Origin of the sequence: Burkholderia oklahomensis C6786, assembly GCF_000959365.1 — a bacterium.
GTDB classification, from domain to species: domain Bacteria; phylum Pseudomonadota; class Gammaproteobacteria; order Burkholderiales; family Burkholderiaceae; genus Burkholderia; species Burkholderia oklahomensis.
Genome location: NZ_CP009555.1, coordinates 142,251 through 161,073, shown reverse-complemented (window position 1 = coordinate 161,073; position 18,823 = coordinate 142,251). Strand labels below are relative to the sequence as shown.

Sequence of the window (18,823 nt, the reverse complement as noted above, 5' to 3'; positions counted from 1 at the left end):
CTATGGCAACGAGCCTTCGCGAGCTGATCGTCAGCGTTACGGCAAATACGACCGAATACGACCGCCGCATGCGCGGTCTCGCGTCGACGGCCGGCTCGTATTTCAACGCTGTCCGCGATGGCGGGCGGACAGCGGACGCGGCGTTTGCTTCGAACGCCGCGAGCGTGCAGGTTACGGTGCGCGCGCTCGACGCGGCGCGCAGCTCGATCCGCGAATACGCGCAGGCCGCCGCGGCGGCGTTCGGCGTGCATCAACTGATCGAGTATGCCGACGAGTGGACGAACCTGAGCAACCGGCTTCGGATCGTCACGCGCGATCAGGTCGATTTCGCGGTCGCACAGAACGATGTGTTGCGCATCGCGCGCGACACGCGGCAGCCGCTCGACGCGACGGCCGAGCTGTATCAGCGGATCGCGAACAACACGTCGCACCTCGGCCTGACGATCAAGCAGGTCGGGCCGCTGGTCGAGACGATCGGTAAGGCGGTTGCGCTGTCGGGCGTCTCGGCCGATACGGCGCGGCTCGGTATCGTGCAGCTTGGGCAGGCGTTCGCCGCCGGCCAGTTGCGCGGGCAGGATCTGAAGAGCGTGCTCGAAGAGCTGCCGGGCGTTGCCGACGCGATTGCGCGCGGCATGGGCACGAGCACGGCGCAGCTCAAGTCGCTTGCGGAAGACGGCAAGCTCACGGTCGAGAACCTGATCGACGCGCTGACGCGTGCCGGGGCAAGCACCAACGACCTGTTCGGCAAGGTCAACATGACGGTCGGGCAGGCGATGACGCGCCTGCAGACGGAGATCGTCGCGTACGTCGGGAAGGCGAACGACGCGACCGGCGCGAGCCAAAAGCTCGCGCAGAGCATCACGTACGTCGCGGATCACCTCGACGGCATCGTGAAGCTCGGGGTGTCGCTCGCGGCCGGTCGGATTGCCGTGTACTTCGGGCAGACCGCAGTCGCGGCGACGCAGGCGGCGACCGCGTGGGTCGGGGCACGCCGGGCGCTCGTCGAGGAAACGGTCAAGCAGCACGAAGCGGCGCAGGCGGCGCTTGCCAAGGCGCAGAGCGATCGCGACGCCGCGGCGGCGAAGCTGCAGAACGCCCAGGCGGCTGAAGCATCGGCGCAGGCCGAGCTCGCCGGTATGCGCGCGATGCGCGAAAGTCTCGCGATGCAATCGGCGCTGACGGTTGGATCAATCAAGTACACCGAGGCGAAGCTCGCCGAGGCGCGCGCCGTCGAGGCGTCGGCGCAGGCGCATGTCGCGACCGCGCGATCGAATCTCGCGAATAGTCAGGAAATCGGCACTCGAATCGCCGGCTTGCCGTATGCCGCGATCATTGCGCGCGAGACGGCCGCTGCGCAGCAAGAGCTTGAGCGCGCCGAGGCATCGCTCGCGCTCGCGCAGCAGCGCCGCACCGCGCTCGAGGCGGCAGCGAAGCAAGGGGCGATCGACAAGGTGCGCTATACCGCGTCGCTCACCGAAACCGACCGCGGGCTCGCGCAGGCCGAACGCGACGTCGCGCTCGCCACACAGGCGCGCGAGCGCGCCGAACGTTCCGCGGCGACGACGTCGGCGGGCCTGGCGGCGGCGTCCGAGCGCGCGGCGGTGGCGCAAACGGCGCTCGCGCGTACCGGTTCGATGATGCGGTCGCTCGGGTCGGGTTTTCTGGCGGCCGTCGGCGGCTTGCCCGGCATTCTGGCGACGGTAGGCACGGTGGCGCTCGGCGCCGCCGCGAACTGGCTGCTGTTCCGTGACAACGCGAGCAGTGCGACGTCGAGTCTGATCGACATGCAGGCGCCGCTCGATCAGATCATCGACAAGTATCGGCAACTGACGCCGCTGTTGCAGGAATCCGAGCGGCTACGTACCAAGCAAGAGACGTCGCGCGCGGCCGACGACGCGCAGTCCGCGTACCGGAGCCTCGCGACGCGGGCGGCGCAGAGTGTCATGGTGCCGACGTTCGGCGACGCGCCGTCGGTGGTCTCGGATGCAGATCAAGCGGCGCTTGATCGATTCCTCGCCGGTCTGGATCGCCTCAAGACATCGAACCTCGGTGTCGACGAGAAATCGCGCGAGATCGGGCAACTGATCGACCGCTTCGTGTCGGCGACGAGCGGTGGCGAGGCGCTGCGCGACGAGCTGGTGCGGGCCGCTGGCGCGATCGACACGGCTGGCCTCGCGTCGCAGAAAGGCGCACAGGCACTCGCCGCAATGGACGCGGCCGCAAGGGGCGCTGCCGACGGCGTGCGGCTGCTTTCTGACGCGAACAACTTCTTTGCCGGCGGTATGGCGTCGGAGGCTTGGGAGAAGTACGTCCACAAGCTGAAGGAGGAATCCGACGTCATCGGCATGACGTCCCGCCAGAAGGCCGAATACGAGGCGCGGACGAAGGGCGCGAACGACGCGCAGGCGCGAATGGCCGGGCTGCTTGCCGGTCGCGCGGACGCGTATAAGTCGCTTGAGAAAGCGATTGCCGACAAGGATTCGAAAGCCGCGGCGGGCGCGCGAACCAACATCGACAACCTGACGCGCGAGCTCGCGCTGATGAATCAGCAGATGGTGGTGGCGGCGGCGCTCGCCGAGTTTCAAGCCGATCTGTCGAGCAAGAAATTCGAGAAGTTCGGTTTCAACGCCGACGCGGCGCGCGCCGCAGCCTCGGCGCGCGGGCAGCAGGCGTTCGACGAGACGGTCGCCGCCGCTGCGGCGCAGACGTCGCGCGTGTCGACCAACGCGGCGGCGGCCCGGGTAGCGAAGGGCAGTGGCGTTCACTCGCTGGAAAGCGAGCGCATGCTCGACAACATCCGGCAGCGGATCGCGCAACTGCGCGTCGAGGCAGTCGCGACCGACAAGCTGACGCAGTCGCAAAAGGACCTCCTCGCGTTCGATCAGAAGGTGACGGATCTACGCGGCAAGCGCAAGAAACTGTCGGACGACGACAAGAGCCTGCTTCGTGATCAGCAGGCGATTCGCGCTAGGTACGAGCAGGCGGCACAGCTGGAAAAGGAGGTCCGCTATCGCGACGCAATCAACAAGCTGAAGGAGCGCAGCGCGCAGATCGACGCGGAGCTCGCGGACTACGCGGCCGAGCGTCAGCGCGACGTACAGCGCGAGCTTGCGGCGATGTCGATGGGTGACAACGCGCGCGAGTTGAATCAGGCCGTCAATCGCGTGAGTGACGAGTTCCGCCGTCGGCGGGACGAACTGACGAAGGGAGCGCGAAAGGACGGCACCCTCGGTTCGCCCGAGTACCTCGCCGAGATCGAGCGCATCAACACGGCCGAGGCGGAGCAGGTCGCGCGCGAGCGCGGCTATCTCGAGCAGCGGCTCGCGTTGCAGGCTGACTGGCGTGTTGGCGTGAAGCGAGCGATGGCGGTCTATCAGGAATCGGCGCAAAACGCAGCGCGGATGGCCGAGGACGCGCTGACGAGTTCGTTTCGCAATGCCGAGGATGCGCTCGTGTCGTTTGCGACGTCGGGCAAGCTCAATTTTCGCGGGCTGGTCGACAGCATGATCGCCGATCTCGCGCGGTTTTCGGCGCGCGCGGCGATGTCTCAGGTGTTCGGGGCGATCGGCTCGGCGTTGGGCTTCGGCGGCGTTTCCGATGCTGTCGGCGCGCTTGGTGGTGCCGCGAGTGCGGCCGTCGGTTCGAACGCTTACGGATTCCACCTTGCGACGGGCGGTGCGGTGTGGGGGGCGGGCACGTCTACGAGCGACAGCATTCCGGCGCAGCTATCGAACGGCGAGTTCGTGGTTCGCGCCGCAGTGGTGTCGCAGCCGGGCGTGCGCGCACACCTCGAGCGATTGAACGCCGGCGGACGATCCGGCTTCGCGCGATTCGCCGCCGGCGGGCTCGTTGGCGGGAGTGCTGGTGGAGGGGACTCGTCGATGCGCGACGGTGGGATCTCGGTCAGCGCGCCGGTCACGATCGAGGGCGGTGCGTCGAACCCTGCGAGCCTGATCGCGGCCGGCGAATTCCGAAAGATGCTGGAGCAGATGATACGCGAGCTCATACAACGTGAACGCCGACAGGGTGGGACGTTGTGGAGAGCGCAAAACGGGATGGCAGGATGAAAGACACATTTGAATGGTCGCCGACGGTGCCGGGACACAGTGGCGATGCGACGTTGCGCGTGCGCAAAGCACCATTTGGAGACGGCTACACGCAGCGAGCAGCGGACGGCCTGAACAATCGCGAGTCGACATTCAATCTGCGGTTTGTCGGCAATGCGGCGAAGATCACGGCAATCATCGATTTCCTCGATCGGCATGCGGGCGCGGAGTCGTTCTATTGGACCCCGCCGCTCCGCGCGCGCGGGCTGTTCGTCTGCGAGAAGTACTCCGAGCCGATCAAGAACGGCGCCGTGTACACGATAACGGCGCAGTTTGAAGAAACGTTTTCTGTGTAGGAGATCAGATGGCAGTGCTTCAGAAAATCAGATTGGGTGAGCCGCCCAGAGGAAACGGCGGCGACGACAACCGCGTCGCGCACATCAAGACGAACGAGAATTTCGACGTGGTCGAGCGTTCGACCCCGCTCGATATCGGATTTCTGAACGACAGCGTGGATCTCACGTCCGAAGACGTCGGAAAGCGATATGGGCTGTGGATGGCTGATGAGGGTAAGGTCATCGGATTACCGCTTGCCTCGTCGGTTCGACCGAACGCATGTATTCATCTCTTTTGCGTGCAGAAAGGAGTTTCGATCAAGCTGAAGCCTGGTGATTTGTCCCAATTGGTGGCGATGAATACCGGGGACTGGGTGAAGTACGTCTCCGACGGCGTGAAGATCTGGCACGCCGCTGAGCGCGGCAAGATGATGCCGGATGAGGTTGTCAGCGGAAATCTCACTGTAGGTGGAGATATCCGGGCCGGGCAATCGAGCGACGAAGGCCATTTGTACCTCGGCAAGATGCCCGGCTACTTCTACGGAAGCAGCGGGTCGGTGGGTTGGTGGTCCCCCGACAAAGGCGCGTACCAGTACGTTTTCAAGGACAAGATTTTCTCCGTCAACGAGGAGGTGGTCGCAGTGTGCGCGAAGGGGCACACTCTTCGTTTCGATTGGGGGCAGAGGGTCACCGGGCAACTGGGGGCGACCGTCGACGGCAACTACGTCGGCTATCTCTGGCACAGCGGCAATCTCGCGCAGCCGATGACGCTCGATACGCCGCAGATTGTGGGATCGAAGAAGACGTTCAATCAACCTCAAGAGATTGCGGCCGCGCCGGCGGGGCTCCACACGCAAGCAAACCTGCATCTGAACGGCCAGCACAGTTTGAGCTATCTCGGCTTCTCGGGGGTCAACAACACCGTAGGCGTGCAGCTTCGGGTTTCGCCGAACACGGCCGTTGCGGAATTGCAGTGCGTCAACTACAACGCATCCACGTTCGGGGTGTTGACAGCTTCGAATTTCAATCAGGCGTCCGATCGCGCTTTCAAGTCCGACATCAGGACGCTCGAAAACGTGATGGCGCGGCTGCGCGGTAAGCGGGGCGTGACGTATCTACCAAAGAGCAGTCCGGAGGCCGGGCGACAGGCGGGCGTCATCGCGAACGAGTGGTGGGATTTTCCGGAGCTGCTTGGCGAGGGGCCGGAGATCGACGAGGACGGCGATTTCATCGTGCGTCAGTATGACGAAAGCGGCAAGGAGATCTTCGGCGAGAGTGGGCCGCCGAAGGGACGGCCGTCGCTCACCTTCCGTTACACGAACGCCGTCGGCGTGCTGCTGGCTGGGCTGCTTGAGACGGATGCTGCGTTACAGGACGCGATTAAGCGGATTGCAGAATTGGAGGCGGCGAAGTGACCGTCACCGCGGACATTCAGCAGCTTGAGCCGGGCCGGCTGATCGAGCTATTCGAGGTCGACTGTACGGCACTCGGCGCCGACGTACTGCGCTTTCATGGGCATTTGCAGTCGACGTCGATCGTGTGGCAGGGGCACGAATACAAGCCGTGGCCGATTCAGGCGGCGGGCTTCGAACAGACGTCGGATGCGCAACAGCCGTCGCCGACACTGCGGGTAGGCGACATCAACGGGACGATCTCGGCGCTGTGCGTTGCACTTGGCGATCTCGTCGGCGCGAAAGTGATTCGGCGCCGGACACTCGCGCGCTACCTCGACGCCGTGAATTTCCCGGCCGGCAACCCAACGGCGGACCCGCACGAAGAGTTGCCGACGCAGCAATGGCGGATCGAGCAGAAGAGCGACGAGCAGCCGGGCTTGCACGTCGAGTTCACGCTGTCGTCTCCGCTCGACTTTGGCGGCCAGCAACTGCCGAAGCGGCAAATCATATCGATCTGCCAATGGGAGTATCGCGGTTCCGAGTGCGGCTATACCGGTGCGGCGTGCTTCGACAGGGACGACAACCCGGTGAGCGACCCTGCGCTCGATCGATGCAGCAAGAAGATCAGCGGCTGCGAGCGCCGATTCGGCGTGAACAACGCGTTGCCGTTCGGCGGCTTCCTGTGCGACACGATGGCGTGACGCGCAATTCAATTTCGATATGAGGACCCGCCACACGGCGGGTTTTTTTATGGACGGACAGATCAAGAGCGCCATCGAGGCGCACGCACTGGCCGAGTATCCGCGCGAGTGCTGCGGGCTCGTCGTGAAGGCGGCACGCGGCGAGGTGTACGTGCGCTGCCGGAACCTCGCAGCCGTGCCGACCGACCAGTTCGCGCTCGCGTCGGAGGACTACGCCGCGGCCGAAGACATGGGCGAGATTGTCGCACTGGTGCATTCGCATCCGGGGGCGTCGGCGCAGCCGAGCGACGCGGATCGCGCGATGTGCGAGCGCAGCGGCATCGCGAAGTGGGTGATCGTGTCGCTCGGCGTGCAGGCCGACGGCTCAATCGGCGTCGATGACTGGTGCGAATTCGGGCCGGCTGGCTACGTCGCGAGGTTGATCGGCCGCCAGTACGTGCATGGCGTACACGACTGCTACGCGATCGTGCGCGACTGGTATCTCGGCGAGCGTGGCGTGGTGCTGCCCGATTTCGACCGCGAGGACGGCTGGTGGGACGATGGCCGGTCAAACCTCTACCTCAATCACTATCAGGACGCCGGCTTTCTCGACGTCGGCCGCGACGTAACGTTGCAGGTCGGCGACGTGCCGCTGATGCAGATCCGCAGCAAGAACGACGTGCCGAATCACGCGGGCGTTTATCTGGGTGACGGACAGTTCCTCCACCATCCGTACGGGAAGCTCTCGGTACGCGCGGTATGGGGCGGAATGTGGGCCGACTGCTGCACGACGGTGCTGCGTTATGTGGGAGATCGGAAGTGAGCGACATGCTTCGCACGATACGGTTGTATGGGGTGCTCGGTCGGCGTTTCGGAAGAGTGCATCGTCTGGCGGTTTCGTCGACCGCGGAGGCGGTGCGCGCGCTGTCGGTGCTGATTCCTGGTTTCCGCGCGTTTCTGATGTCGGCGCGCGACGACGGCCTGACGTTTGCGGTGTTCAACGGCCGGCGCAATCTCGACGAGGATGAGCTCGAGCATCCAGTCGGGCGCGACGAGATCCGTATCGCGCCGGTGATTGTCGGCAGCAAGCGCGGCGGGCTCTTCAACACGATCCTCGGCGCCGCACTCGTCGCCGTCGGCGCGATGGCGACGTTCGGCTTCGCGCAGCCGTGGGGCACGTCGCTGATGGGGCTCGGCGCGTCGATGGCGCTCGGCGGCATCGTGCAGATGCTCAGTCCACAACAGGCCGGCCTCGCCGGGGCGGCCAACAACGGCACGTCGTACTACTTCAACGGACCCGTGAACAGCGCCGCACAGGGTGAGCCGGTGCCACTCGTTATCGGCGAAATGATCGTCGGTTCGAAGGTGGGCAGTTCCGGGATCTATGCGGAGGATCAGATTTGAAGAAGCTCTACGCCGAAGGTGGGCTGAAGCGAATCTACGGTGCGAAGGGGGGCGGTGGCGGCGGTGGCGGCAGCGAATCACCCGACAGCCTGCATTCGATTGCGCGCGCGAAGGTGCTCGACGTGATCTCGGAGGGGCCGATCGTGGGGCTGGTGAATGGCCTGCAGTCGGTCTATCTCGACGGCACGCCGATCCAGAACGCGGACGGCTCGCTGAACTTCCAGAACTACACCGTCGACGTCCGTACCGGCACGCAGGATCAGGACTACATCCCCGGCTTTCCAGCCGTCGAGCGCGAGGCCGGCGTCGGTGTGCCGCTGACGTCCGACGCGCCGTGGGTGCGCCAGATCCAGAATACGCAACTGACCGCGGTGCGTGTGCGCTTCGGCGTGCCGACGCTACAGCGTCAGGATACGTCGAACGGCAATATCACGGGCTATCGCGTCGACTACGCGATCGATCTGTCGGTCGACGGCGGATCGTATGCGCAGGTGCTGGCCGGCGCGTTCGACGGCAAGACGACGTCGCTCTACGAGCGCTCGCATCGGATCGAGCTGCCGCGTGCGAAAAACGGTTGGCTGATCCGTGTGCGTCGCATCACGCCGAACGCGCACACGGCGACGATCGCTGATTCGATCAATATCGAAGCGATCACCGAGATCGTTGATCGAAAGCTCCGCTATCCGATGACGGCACTCGTCGGCATGACGTTCGACGCGCGTTCGTTCTCGAGCGTGCCGGTGCGCTCGTATCACGTGCGCGGACTGATCATCCGCGTGCCGACGAACTACGACCCGGAGATTCGCACGTATTCGGGCACGTGGGACGGCACGTTCAAGATGGCGTGGACGAATAACCCGGCTTGGGTCTACTACGATCTGTTGCTCAACAAACGTTATGGGTTGGGCGACCGTGTCGATGCGTCGATGGTCGACAAGTGGGCGCTGTACGCAATCGCGCGTCACTGTGACGAACCGGTATCGGACGGGAAGGGCGGCAAGGAACCGCGTTTCACATGCAATTGCGTGATCCAGACGCGCGCGGATGCGTTCAAGGTGATGCAGGATCTTGCGAGCGTTTTTCGCGGGATTTCATACTGGGGTGCTGGCTCCGTCGTCGCGTCGGCCGATATGCCGTCCGATCCGGTCTACCTGTACACGGCCGCGAACGTCGTCGGCGGCTCATTCAAGTACGTCGGAAGCGAGCGCAAGACGCGTTACACGGTCGCGCTTGTCAGCTACAACGATCCGACGAACCAGTATAAGCAGGCTGTCGAGCCCGTACAGGACGATGACGGGATTGCCCGCTATGGCGTCATCAAGACGGAAGTCACGGCGTTCGGCTGCACGTCGCAGGCTCAGGCGCACCGCCTCGGGCGCTGGCTGCTGCTGACGTCGCGGTACGAGACCGGGACGGTGTCGTTTCAGGTCGGGCTCGATGGGACGCTTTGTGCGCCGGGACAGGTGATCGCCGTCGCCGATCCGCGCAAGGCGGGTCGCCGGATCGGCGGGCGCATCCGCGCTGCGGCCGGCGAGACGATCACGCTCGACAAGGCGCCGACGGTCTCGGCCGGCGATCGCTTCACGGCGATCCTGCCGTCGGGCCTCGCGCAGGCGCGTGCTGTCAAAGCGGTCAACGGCGACACGGTCACGCTCGTCGAGCGGTTCGACGCCGATCCGGTGTCGGGCGCGGTGTGGATGGTCGAGAGCAACGAGCTCGCGGCGCAGCAGTATCGCGTGGTGAGCGTGCAGGAGAGCGACGACGACGGCCAGATCGTCTATACGATCAACGCGACGCAGTACGAGCCGGGGAAGTACGCGGCAATCGACGACGGCGCGCAGATCCAGCAACGGCCGATCACGATCGTTCCGCCGTCGGTGCAGCCGCCGCCGTCGAACGTCCGCCTCTCGACATACTCGGTGGTCGATCAGGGCATCTCGAAGACGACGATGGTGATCGCGTGGGACGCAGCGAATCACGCGACGAGCTACCTCGTGGAATGGCGGAAGGATAACGGCGAGTGGGTCCGGGTACCGTCGACGGGCGGCCTGCAGGTCGAGGTGCCGGGCATCTATCAGGGGAAGTACCTCGCACGCGTGCGAGCGGAGAATGCGCTCGGCGTGACGTCGATTCCGGCATACGGCGTCGATACGGTGCTCACGGGGAAGACCACTCCGCCGCCGTCGGTGGTGTCGCTGACCGCGACGGGCATCGTATATGGGATCGACCTGAAGTGGGCGTTCCCGGGCGACGGGTCCGCCGGCGACACGCAACGAACGGAGATCTGGTACAGCCGCACGCCGAGCCGCGATGACGCGATCAAGTTCTCGGACTTCGCGTATCCGCAGGCCGCGACGTCGTATCAGGGGCTCGCGGTCGGACAGGTCTTCTATTTCTGGGCGCGCCTGGTCGATACGTCCGGCAACGCGGGGCCGTGGTTTCCGGCGAAGGGGCCGGGCGTGCAGGGGCAGCCGAGCACGGATCAAAGCGACTACGAGAAGTACTTCGCTGGACAGATCGGGAAGTCGGCGCTTGGCTCGGATCTCCGTGAGCCGATCGATCTGATCACCCCGCCGATGGCGGGCGACGCGACGATCTACGCGGGCGACGAGACGCTTAGCGCTGGCGTCTGGTCGTTGCAGTCGGCGATTGCCGAGGGCGACATGGCGGTCGCGAAGAAGATCGACACGGTCGCCGCAGAGCAGCGATCGAGCTCGAACCTGCTGAGCGCCGCGGTACAGACGGAAACGATCGCGCGCGTCGAGGCGGATCGCGCACAGGCGCAGCAGATCACGACCGTACAGGCGAAGGTGAACGACAACGCAGCCGCGGTGCAAACCGTCGCGAAGTCGTACGCCGACCTGAACGGGCGTGTCGCGGCGTCGTATCAGATCAAAGTGCAAACGACCGTCGATGGTCACAAGTACATGGCGTCGATCGGCGTGGGGCTCGATAACGACAACGGCGTCGTCGAATCACAGGTGCTCGTGTCGGCGAAGCGGTTCGCCGTGATCGACGAGGACGGCTCGGGTGTGATCGGTGCGCCGTTCGTCGTGCAGGGCGGGCAGGTGTTTTTGCGTCAGGCGCTGATCGGTGCGGGCTGGATCACGAATGCGATGATCGGCAGCTATATCCAGTCCGACAACTACATCGCGGGGCGGCAGGGATGGCGGCTCGACAAGAGCGGTTGGTTTGAGATCAACGCCTCCGACGGAAGCGGAAATCGACTGGTGATCGATGGAGGCAGCGTTCGGGTTTATGACGGTAACGGCGTGCTGCGTGTGCGCATGGGGATGTGGTGATGACAGCTGGGCTTCAGATTTTCGACGGTGCCGGCCGTCTGATTCTCGATGCGAAGTCGCGAGCAGGGCGGGTAGCCGGGATCGCGTGGACTGGTGGGAACGACGGGAGCGTTGCGGCGGATATGTCCGGCGGGGAACCGTTTTGGGCCTTCATGCCGCAACAGATTTTCTTTCGTGTTTCGGGCGCCGAGCCGTCGCCGGTCGTCTCGATTAATGCAGGGGGAATCAGTTGGTCGTATAGCCCGAACTCAAGCGGATCGAACGCGTACACCCGAGTCCCCGGGTGGATCGTTTTTGGAGTGTATTGATGCAGGCAGGATTTCAGGCATTCACTGATACCGGGGTGTATCAGATCGACGGGCGAACTCCGAACTATCAGATGGTGCAGTCGATGGCGGCGGATTCTGCGGTCGGCTCGCTATTTTTGGCGCTGAATGATGCTGGAAGAACATTCACGATAAATCTCCCACATGTGACGTTCACTTTCTCGGCAGTGGCTGGTCCGATGTACGCGGTACTCGCGTCTGGTGCAGTGGGAATCACGCTGTGGAATGTGCAACGAAGTGGGGGTACATATTCCCTGACGTTTGTCACCGAGCGGCCGTGTAACGTCCGACTGTTCGTGTTCGACCAAGTACCCGTCGCCGCGGGAAACTTCGGTCTGCAAGTTTTCGATGCGAGTGGGCGGTTGGTCTCGGATTCATCGAAGCCGTTTCTCAGAGTCCTCGATGTGATCTTCGAAGATTATATGAATGGTGTCGGGTGGGCGGTCGAGGGTGCGCCGTCGCCGCCGTGGCATTCTAGGTCGTACGGCGTGCCTGTTCTGATTTCGGCCATCTACTCTGTTCACAAAGCGTGGAGCTATGACCCGGGCGTGGTAGAGCTCTCGTCGATTCGCGTTGACGGTGGGAGTGTGTATTGGGGAACTGCTCTGTACAACGGAGGAAGAACGCCAAATGTCGCATGCTTTCGCGAGCAGTATCACTCGCGCTTCATGGTACTTGATGGGACGGGAATAGTTTAGCGGGCTGCCAAATATGGCGGCCCTTTTCATTGCGAGGGACTAATGCGAGCGAGTCCGAGTGAAGTGGCGAGCTACGTTGGAAGCGTTACGGCTGTTGCGTCTTCACTGACGCTGACGGATATCGGGGTGATCGTCGGCATCATGACGGCAATCGCAACATTTGGGCTCAACTTCTTTTTTATGTGGCGCAAGGATCGCCGAGAACAGCGCGAATCGGACATGCGCATTCTGGAGATGGAGAGGCACGATGGCTGAAATGCGAAGGACGACTCTTGTGGGCGTTGTGGGGGCTGCTGCGGCAGCCCTTCTTTTTTCCATCGTCACGAAGTTCGAGGGCGTCAAGCTGGTCGGGTATCTCGATCCAGTCGGCATCCCGACGAAGTGCATGGGCGATACGCGCGACGTCGTGGTTGGCAAGGCGTATAGCGAGGCCGAGTGTCGCGCGTCACTCGAAACGCAACTGATCGCGCACGCCCAACCCGTGTTGCGTTGCACGCCGGGGCTGAAAAACCGTCCGTATCAGCTCGCGGCGGCCGTGAGCTTTGCATACAACGTCGGCCCGAACGCTTACTGCAACAGCACGACCGCGAAGCGCTTCAGCGCGGGCGACTGGCGCGGTGCGTGCCGCGCGCTGAACGAGTCCGACAGCGGCCGGCCGCAGTGGGTGACGGCGGGCGGTCGCGTGCTGCCCGGCCTTGTGAAACGCCGGGCGGCCGAGCGCGCGTTGTGCGAGCGGGGGCTGTGATGCCGAAAGCAGCTCTGTATCTGTTGGCCATGCTGCTCGGCATCGCGGCCGGCGCTGGTGTCGATCATCTGATCGGATCACGCAGGCTTGCCAACGAGCAGGCAGCACGGGCGTCCGATGCGCAGCGGCACGCGGAAGCCTTGGGCGCGATTTCACGTGCCGCACTCGACGCCGAGCTGCGCGCAATCGCCGCGCATGACACGGCAGCGTCGGCGGTGGCGGCCGTCGACCAACGAACCACGAAAGAGAGGATCGACCATGAAGCAGAGAATCGCAGCCTGCGGGCTGCTCTTGCCGCTGGCACTGAGCGGCTGCGCGTCGCCGTCCGAAACTGCACGGCAGCCGGTCGCGACGGCGCGTCCGGCGCTTCCAGCGCCGCCGGCGTGGGCGATGGTGCCGCCGCCTATGCAGACGTCGACGCAACGGTTGCGGAACGCGTTTTCGGCGTCGCCGGCGACGATCAGCGCGAGATCGACAAACTGACGGCCCTACAGGGCTACGTATGCGCGATCCGGCCGCAGACGTCTGGATGTCAGAATTGAAATTTGATTGTAAACTCAGCGACTCATGAAGTGAACAACATCTATGAACCTGAGACCAAATATGAAAAGAATTTTCGCCTACATGGCGCTTCCGCTCTGCCTCCACATTTCCGCATGTGGCGGAGGCGATGATAGTGGTGGCGACTCGTCTGGCCCGGCGATTAGGCTCACGTACTCGGGCGCACCACTGGTATCGGGGTCGCGAGCGCGGACAATGGCCGCGGCTGCCAGCGCTTTGAGCAGCCCATCGAGCCCGAGCACCTCGGCGGACGGGGATGCCACAATTGCCGCGCTTCAAGATGCCTTCAAGGCCCGCGGCGCGGATGTCGGAGTGTATCCCGGCATTATCAACGGAACGACGTTGCATCAACTCGTCATGTCCGAGAACAACGGAATCGGCCCGGCAATCGACGAAGTCTATAACTCGAAAACGAACATCAGCGAATGGGTGCTCGTCAACTTCCAGTTCGACGACATGACGGGTTATATCGATTCGAGCGAGAAGTCGGAGATGGTGAATCGGTTCAAAGACGAACTGCTGATCTACGTGGAACGAGAGTATCTGAAAGGGCGGGTGGTGTTCGCCTCCCTTGCGATCACGTCGTGCGCTCCTGACAAGGTTGTCAGTTCTGTTGATGCAGCCGGGCGCGCTGTTTTGACGACGTATCCGACCGCGTCGAAAGCGCTCTATGAAGCTATTAATGCGGCGGCGAACAGCAACGTCTTTCGGTTTCAGACGGTTGGCGGTACGTTGCAGTCGGATGCCACGCACATGGGCGCCGATTGCAATACGCCGGATAAGGTGGCGCAAGACGCTCAGATCGCAAGCATCGTCGATCCGCTGGTTGAGCGCTACAAGATTGCGCTCGATACGATTAACAAGTGCAAGTACAACCGCGAGGCTATCCCGGAGGAGGGGCGATCCGCGCAGTGCTGGGGTATCGAGCCGGTCAAAAAATAATGCTTTCGTTGCCCCGGTCGAGCGACCGGGGCTCCACACCTAAATTCTGTGTGTGCCGCTTTGATGCTGTGAGCGGACCAAATATACGGTGTCCATGAGGTAACAGATCTGCATTCCTGTCAGATCTGACAGGGTGGCTCCCACAATTGCCCGCGTGCTACATTCCTCCGCAAATTTCCTTGTGGAGACTTCGGCATGGGGTTTGCGTTTATTTGCGAGGGAGACACGACCACGCATGGTGGTCGCGTGGTCGGCTGTAATGCCGCCAACACGGTTCATGGAAGGGCAATTGCGTTGCTTGGCGACATGGTGACGTGTCCCCGCTGTGGCGGAATTTACCCGATCGTCAGCGTAAAGCGCGAGCTAAACATGACGTTTGGCGACAGGCCAATCGCTACGGACGGAGACAAGACCGCCTGCGGCGCGACGCTTATCGCGTCGCAAGGCGTCGCCACGGTTGCCCCGACATCGGGGGCCGCCGGCGGCCATTCGATCGGCGGCGGGAAGAGCATTGTCCCCCAGTCGGCACCACAGGGACCAGACGGCCTATATCGCGGGCGCTTCCAGGTATTTGACGAGACGACTGGAAAGCCGATCGCAAACCATCCCTACGTGCTGCAAACAGCGGACGGACGGACAATTTCCGGCCAAACTGATGCCGAGGGCTACACGCAGTGGCATGAGGCAAACTCTGCTGGGTCGCTGAAATTTTCGGCCGAGTCGACTCAGGGACCCGGTGAAGGCGGCGTTATATGAGTGGTCGCGCCTACGGAGCCAACTCCGGTCAAGGTGGCATGTCGCCGAAGGGCGAAACGACGCCCGTGCATCTTCGGCCCGCGACACCTGACCCGGTCGATAAGAAGGTGATCTGCAAGGCCGTTTGTGTGTGTAGTCGCGAGCCAGACACTGGCGCATCGGGCCAAAGCCTCAAGCAGCAATGCGTTTCGCGCAACCTGCGCGACCTGGATCGGTCGATGGGATGGAAGAGCCCGTACAAGTCGGAAGTCAACTACGACATGACGCAGATCCCTCCGTCACCGATCATGCGCTCGGCGTCTCCTTTGGAGCCGCATCCCTATCTGCCAGGCTGGATTCAAAAGTATTGGCCTGGTGGAAAAGACGCCTATCCCGCCGGTGCCGGTGCAGTTCGGCGCCCCGACGTGGTGATTGTCAAGGACGGATCTCTGCCGCCAACTCAGGACAACATCAAGAGCGTGGTGGAGATCAAATTCCCGCCTCAAGAAAGGGATCGTGAGCAAGAGGACGACTACGCGCGCATCGCCGGCTCGCCCGATAAGGTTGCGACCATGGGCCCCGGCGACTGTGACTGCTCCGACGACGACGCCAACGAAAGCCCACTCCGGGCGGTTTCTGAGGCGCTCTCCGAGCTAGGGCGTTCCCTGCGCCAACTACTGAACCGCGGTCCTGTTACCTCGCCTGGCATGGGTGGCTTGCCGTTGCCACCGCCCCCCATTGTCGTTCCATAATTGGGCTTTCGTGGCATCGACGTGAACATGGATCAGAATTTTCTCGAATGGGCGAAGGCCAATCAGGGCAAAGCGCTGGTGCCCAATGGTCTTTTGGAACCTCGCTATGCAACCGGCGGAATCGGAGCGGCCGTAGTCGTGCGCGCGTCGCTTTATTTCGAGCGCGCTTTCGATCCCGCCATCCGCGAGGCGATTGCCGACTGTTTCGACGACTACTGTGCTGCACCGGAATGCAAGTTGACGTTCCTATGGAGTAACGGGAAGGCCGCACAGCCGTTCGCGCGCGCGAAGCCTTTGCGTGCCGCCGCCAGCAAGCTCGGTCCTGAGGACCGCTTCGACTTCTGCTATGTCGGCGGGGAGCAAGCTTCGGACGCGAGTTTTTGGAGGTTCGAGGTCGTGGGCCAGCGCCAATGGCAAGAGAAGATGGGCAACCGCGGTCTCAACTCCCTAGCATTCTCGTGGCCGGTCGTCGCTGTCCAAGAGAACCCCGATGCCTTCGCCAAGCTGTTCTTTGACGCTGCGCGCCGCTTAGGTGCCGTCCAAGGGCAGGCGGGCTTTGCTGTCAACCTTTCCCCGACCACCCCTCATGAGAACGAAGCGACAGAATACTGGATCGCGCAAATTATGCCGGGGCTCGATGTCGGCGACCCTGGATCTACCTCGGCCCGTGACCTGAAGGGCAAAATTAAGACCGTCAATTGGCTGACGGCTATCGACAAACCCATGTTGGACGCTGTCGGTGGCATCCGCGCGCTGATGTCGGAGCTGCCTCCGAGTTGGTTCGCCATCGGCGACTACGGGGCCGGCGTTATCATTCGTGCGGGCGTGTTGCCCGAGTCGGGGCTCTCCGATCGCGAGGAGCAACCCCCGTTCTTGCCGCCGGCCTACGTCGTCCTCGACAAGGCGCTGCGGCGCGTGCGAGCGGAAAGCATGGACATTCTTCAGCGCGGCACAGTCAACGCGGGCGCGCCGGTCTACAACACGCGCGAATCAACTGCAGCGTGGCTGCGCCGCTTCGAGGTAGGCGACGACGAATTGCTGAGCGCGAAGGCTGCGGTCCTCAAAACACCGCGCTTGCCCAAAGGATCGATTCCCTACCCCATAGTGGCCGGTCCAGTTTGACGTGTCGGCGGCTCGCGGCGCCACCACTGTCCGGCGGGCGGCATGGTAGCCGAGGTAGTGTTCGCAGAAGTCAAGCCTAGTCTTCGCGTCTCATCGAGTAGACCCGGCTCGTTCGTCGTTTCGTCCTCGCTACGTGATACGGCAGAACGCCTCTTCGTCGCGCTCGACCTCGAGAATGCGTTTCAGCTGGTCTAGCGCGAACAACTCCACACCGCTTTTCTCTGCTTCAACCCGGGCTGCATCGACGAGCTTTCGCGACTTTCCAACAATGTGGCTTCGCAAATACGCGATTTCGAGCGCCATGCGTTGCTCGAACGTGTGCCGGCCGACCTTCTTGCCTTCCTCGAAACGCCATTTCTCGCGCAGTTCTTCCCACGTTACCCGCTGAAACTCTGGGATCCATTTCGGAGATGCGCCTGGTGGCGTGTCGTCCGGAGACTCCCAGCGCTTTGACCTGATTTCTTGCCTTGCACGCCACTCGTCGGAAAACGGCGCGACCGGTTCCTGCATGCGAGCGAATGGGGCGGCACGACCAATTTCCTTGTCGACGATGAAGCCGAGCCTCCGTAGCGGTGCGCCATACTCAAGCAACGATGGGTCGATCGCGCGCGCTCGGCGCGACGCATCGGCGATGCAGCTGCGGAGCTCCCACAAAGTGAGGCGCTGGTGCTGAACTTCGAGAATCAGACGCTGGACGTCAGCATATGTGCAGCGCGTCCACCACTCGGTCATCTCGGGTAGCTTGGGCGGATTGAACGGTGGCAGGATCATTTCGTAATACGGGAAACCTGTAATTTTATACAGTATATCTTGGACTATGATGAAGTGATCCATCCCCCGAAAAGAGATGCCGCCGTGTGCACCAGCTATCGCGCCCCCGACGAAGATCCGGGCATCAGCGAGTTACGGCTTGGCCTGATTGACCTATGGAAGAGAACGCCGTGGGAGCCTGAGATCTACCCGGACTATCTTGCGCCTACGGTTGCGATGATCGACGGGCACGTCGAGGCGTTCCTCGCGGGGTTTGGTTACTGGCCGCGCGCGTTGCAGAAAGCGAACATCGAGAAAGCGAAGGCCGAGGGGAAGGCGCCACCGATCATGCGTAGCACGATGAACGTGCGCGATGACAATCTTGGGCGATCGCCGCTATACGGGCCGGCGTGGCGAGCAGGTCGCCGCTGCCTGATTCCGGCGCAATGGATCTACGAACCGTGCTACGAGACCGGCCGAAACGTCTGGCACCGAATCGGGCTGACTGATTGGCGGCCATACTGCGTCGCGGGAATCTGGCGCACGTTGAAGAGCGAGGATGGAGGAGGGGCGCACGCGATGGCGATGATCACGGTCAATGCTGAGGGCCATCGCATCATGTCGCGCATGCATAAGCCGGGCGACGAAAAGCGGTCGGTCGTCATACTTCGGCCGGACGATTGGGAGGAGTGGCTGTCGACGTCGAACGTTGAGGCTGCGCGCGCTATGTTGCAGCTCTACCCGGTCGATGGAATGATTGCAGCGCCAAAGTAGCGTCGCGAGATACACCGAAGCCTGTATCGATATGGAATCGGCCATCTTCGAAAACGCGGGCTGCGCATTCTTCGTCGATCTTAACCACGGTTGAGGCTGGCCGCAATCAAGCTCGACTGTAGTTGGTGCTTATGTTCCAGACGAAGCCGAGATTCGTCACGCCCGCCGCGACGCCGAGCGCGGGCAGCAGCCAGTGCCAGCGCACCGTCGCGATCGACCGACGACCTGCGCGGCAGCGCCGCACGCGCGCCGACGCC

General features: G+C 63.0%; 18 protein-coding genes. 17 read left to right on the top strand and 1 reads right to left on the bottom strand.

Annotated elements, in window-relative coordinates; all coding sequences use genetic code 11:
* The first annotated feature begins 2 nt into the window (after positions 1-2).
* The 16 genes from BG90_RS00625 (at position 3) to BG90_RS00565 (ending at position 17,042) form a co-directional block, all read left to right on the top strand.
* The gene (locus BG90_RS00625; protein WP_010121289.1) at positions 3-4,067 is read left to right on the top strand and encodes a phage tail tape measure protein; all 4,065 of its coding nucleotides are present in this window, start codon (positions 3-5) and stop codon (positions 4,065-4,067) included.
* On the top strand, positions 4,064-4,402 hold the full coding sequence (locus BG90_RS00620; RefSeq protein ID WP_010121288.1) for a phage tail protein: 339 nt from the start codon (positions 4,064-4,066) through the stop codon (positions 4,400-4,402). The genes BG90_RS00625 and BG90_RS00620 overlap by 4 nt, the downstream gene beginning before the upstream one ends.
* 8 nt (positions 4,403-4,410) lie before the next feature.
* Positions 4,411-5,796 (top strand): tail fiber domain-containing protein, encoded by a 1,386-nt coding sequence (locus BG90_RS00615; protein WP_010121286.1) that lies wholly within the window; start codon positions 4,411-4,413, stop codon positions 5,794-5,796.
* Positions 5,793-6,476 (top strand): phage minor tail protein L, encoded by a 684-nt coding sequence (locus BG90_RS00610; RefSeq protein ID WP_010121284.1) that lies wholly within the window; start codon positions 5,793-5,795, stop codon positions 6,474-6,476. The genes BG90_RS00615 and BG90_RS00610 overlap by 4 nt, the downstream gene beginning before the upstream one ends.
* Before the next feature lie 49 nt (positions 6,477-6,525).
* Positions 6,526-7,278: a C40 family peptidase gene (locus BG90_RS00605; protein ID WP_010109982.1), complete on the top strand. Its 753-nt coding sequence runs from the start codon at positions 6,526-6,528 to the stop codon at positions 7,276-7,278.
* Positions 7,275-7,859, top strand: a complete 585-nt coding sequence (locus BG90_RS00600) for a tail assembly protein (protein WP_025990446.1) — start codon at positions 7,275-7,277, stop codon at positions 7,857-7,859. The genes BG90_RS00605 and BG90_RS00600 overlap by 4 nt, the downstream gene beginning before the upstream one ends.
* Positions 7,856-11,161, top strand: a complete 3,306-nt coding sequence (locus tag BG90_RS00595) for a TipJ family phage tail tip protein (protein WP_010121280.1) — start codon at positions 7,856-7,858, stop codon at positions 11,159-11,161. Before BG90_RS00600 ends, BG90_RS00595 begins: the two co-directional genes overlap by 4 nt.
* Positions 11,161-11,469, top strand: coding sequence for a hypothetical protein (locus BG90_RS37095; RefSeq protein ID WP_025990445.1), 309 nt, complete (start codon positions 11,161-11,163; stop codon positions 11,467-11,469). The genes BG90_RS00595 and BG90_RS37095 overlap by 1 nt, the downstream gene beginning before the upstream one ends.
* The gene (locus BG90_RS31440; protein WP_081470003.1) at positions 11,469-12,185 is read left to right on the top strand and encodes a hypothetical protein; all 717 of its coding nucleotides are present in this window, start codon (positions 11,469-11,471) and stop codon (positions 12,183-12,185) included. The genes BG90_RS37095 and BG90_RS31440 overlap by 1 nt, the downstream gene beginning before the upstream one ends.
* Positions 12,186-12,227: 42 nt before the next feature.
* Entirely contained in the window at positions 12,228-12,440 is a 213-nt protein-coding gene (locus BG90_RS00585) for an HP1 family phage holin (protein ID WP_025990444.1), read from the top strand.
* A gap of 1 nt (position 12,441) precedes the next feature.
* Positions 12,442-12,930: a lysozyme gene (locus BG90_RS00580; protein ID WP_374189769.1), complete on the top strand. Its 489-nt coding sequence runs from the start codon at positions 12,442-12,444 to the stop codon at positions 12,928-12,930.
* Positions 12,930-13,472 carry a lysis system i-spanin subunit Rz gene (locus BG90_RS00575; RefSeq protein WP_010121271.1) on the top strand — a complete coding sequence of 181 codons (543 nt, stop codon included), beginning with the start codon at positions 12,930-12,932 and terminating at the stop codon, positions 13,470-13,472. The genes BG90_RS00580 and BG90_RS00575 overlap by 1 nt, the downstream gene beginning before the upstream one ends.
* A 61-nt stretch (positions 13,473-13,533) precedes the next feature.
* Positions 13,534-14,433, top strand: a complete 900-nt coding sequence (locus tag BG90_RS00570) for a hypothetical protein (protein WP_081470002.1) — start codon at positions 13,534-13,536, stop codon at positions 14,431-14,433.
* A 195-nt stretch (positions 14,434-14,628) separates the two neighbouring features.
* A complete protein-coding gene (locus tag BG90_RS31435) occupies positions 14,629-15,189 on the top strand; it encodes a PAAR domain-containing protein (RefSeq protein WP_010121267.1) in 561 nt (186 codons plus the stop codon).
* Positions 15,186-15,920, top strand: a complete 735-nt coding sequence (locus BG90_RS31430; RefSeq protein WP_010109969.1) for a VRR-NUC domain-containing protein — start codon at positions 15,186-15,188, stop codon at positions 15,918-15,920. Before BG90_RS31435 ends, BG90_RS31430 begins: the two co-directional genes overlap by 4 nt.
* Before the next feature lie 27 nt (positions 15,921-15,947).
* A complete protein-coding gene (locus BG90_RS00565) occupies positions 15,948-17,042 on the top strand; it encodes a type VI immunity family protein (protein ID WP_025990442.1) in 1,095 nt (364 codons plus the stop codon).
* Between the two features lie 129 nt (positions 17,043-17,171).
* Here BG90_RS00565 and BG90_RS00560 read toward each other — a convergent pair whose 3' ends face one another.
* Positions 17,172-17,813, bottom strand: a complete 642-nt coding sequence (locus BG90_RS00560; protein WP_025990441.1) for a hypothetical protein — start codon at positions 17,811-17,813, stop codon at positions 17,172-17,174.
* 84 nt (positions 17,814-17,897) lie between these two features.
* On the opposite strand from BG90_RS00560, the gene BG90_RS00555 reads away from it, so the two are divergent.
* Positions 17,898-18,566: an SOS response-associated peptidase family protein gene (locus tag BG90_RS00555; RefSeq protein WP_010121261.1), complete on the top strand. Its 669-nt coding sequence runs from the start codon at positions 17,898-17,900 to the stop codon at positions 18,564-18,566.
* The last annotated feature ends 257 nt before the right edge of the window (positions 18,567-18,823 follow it).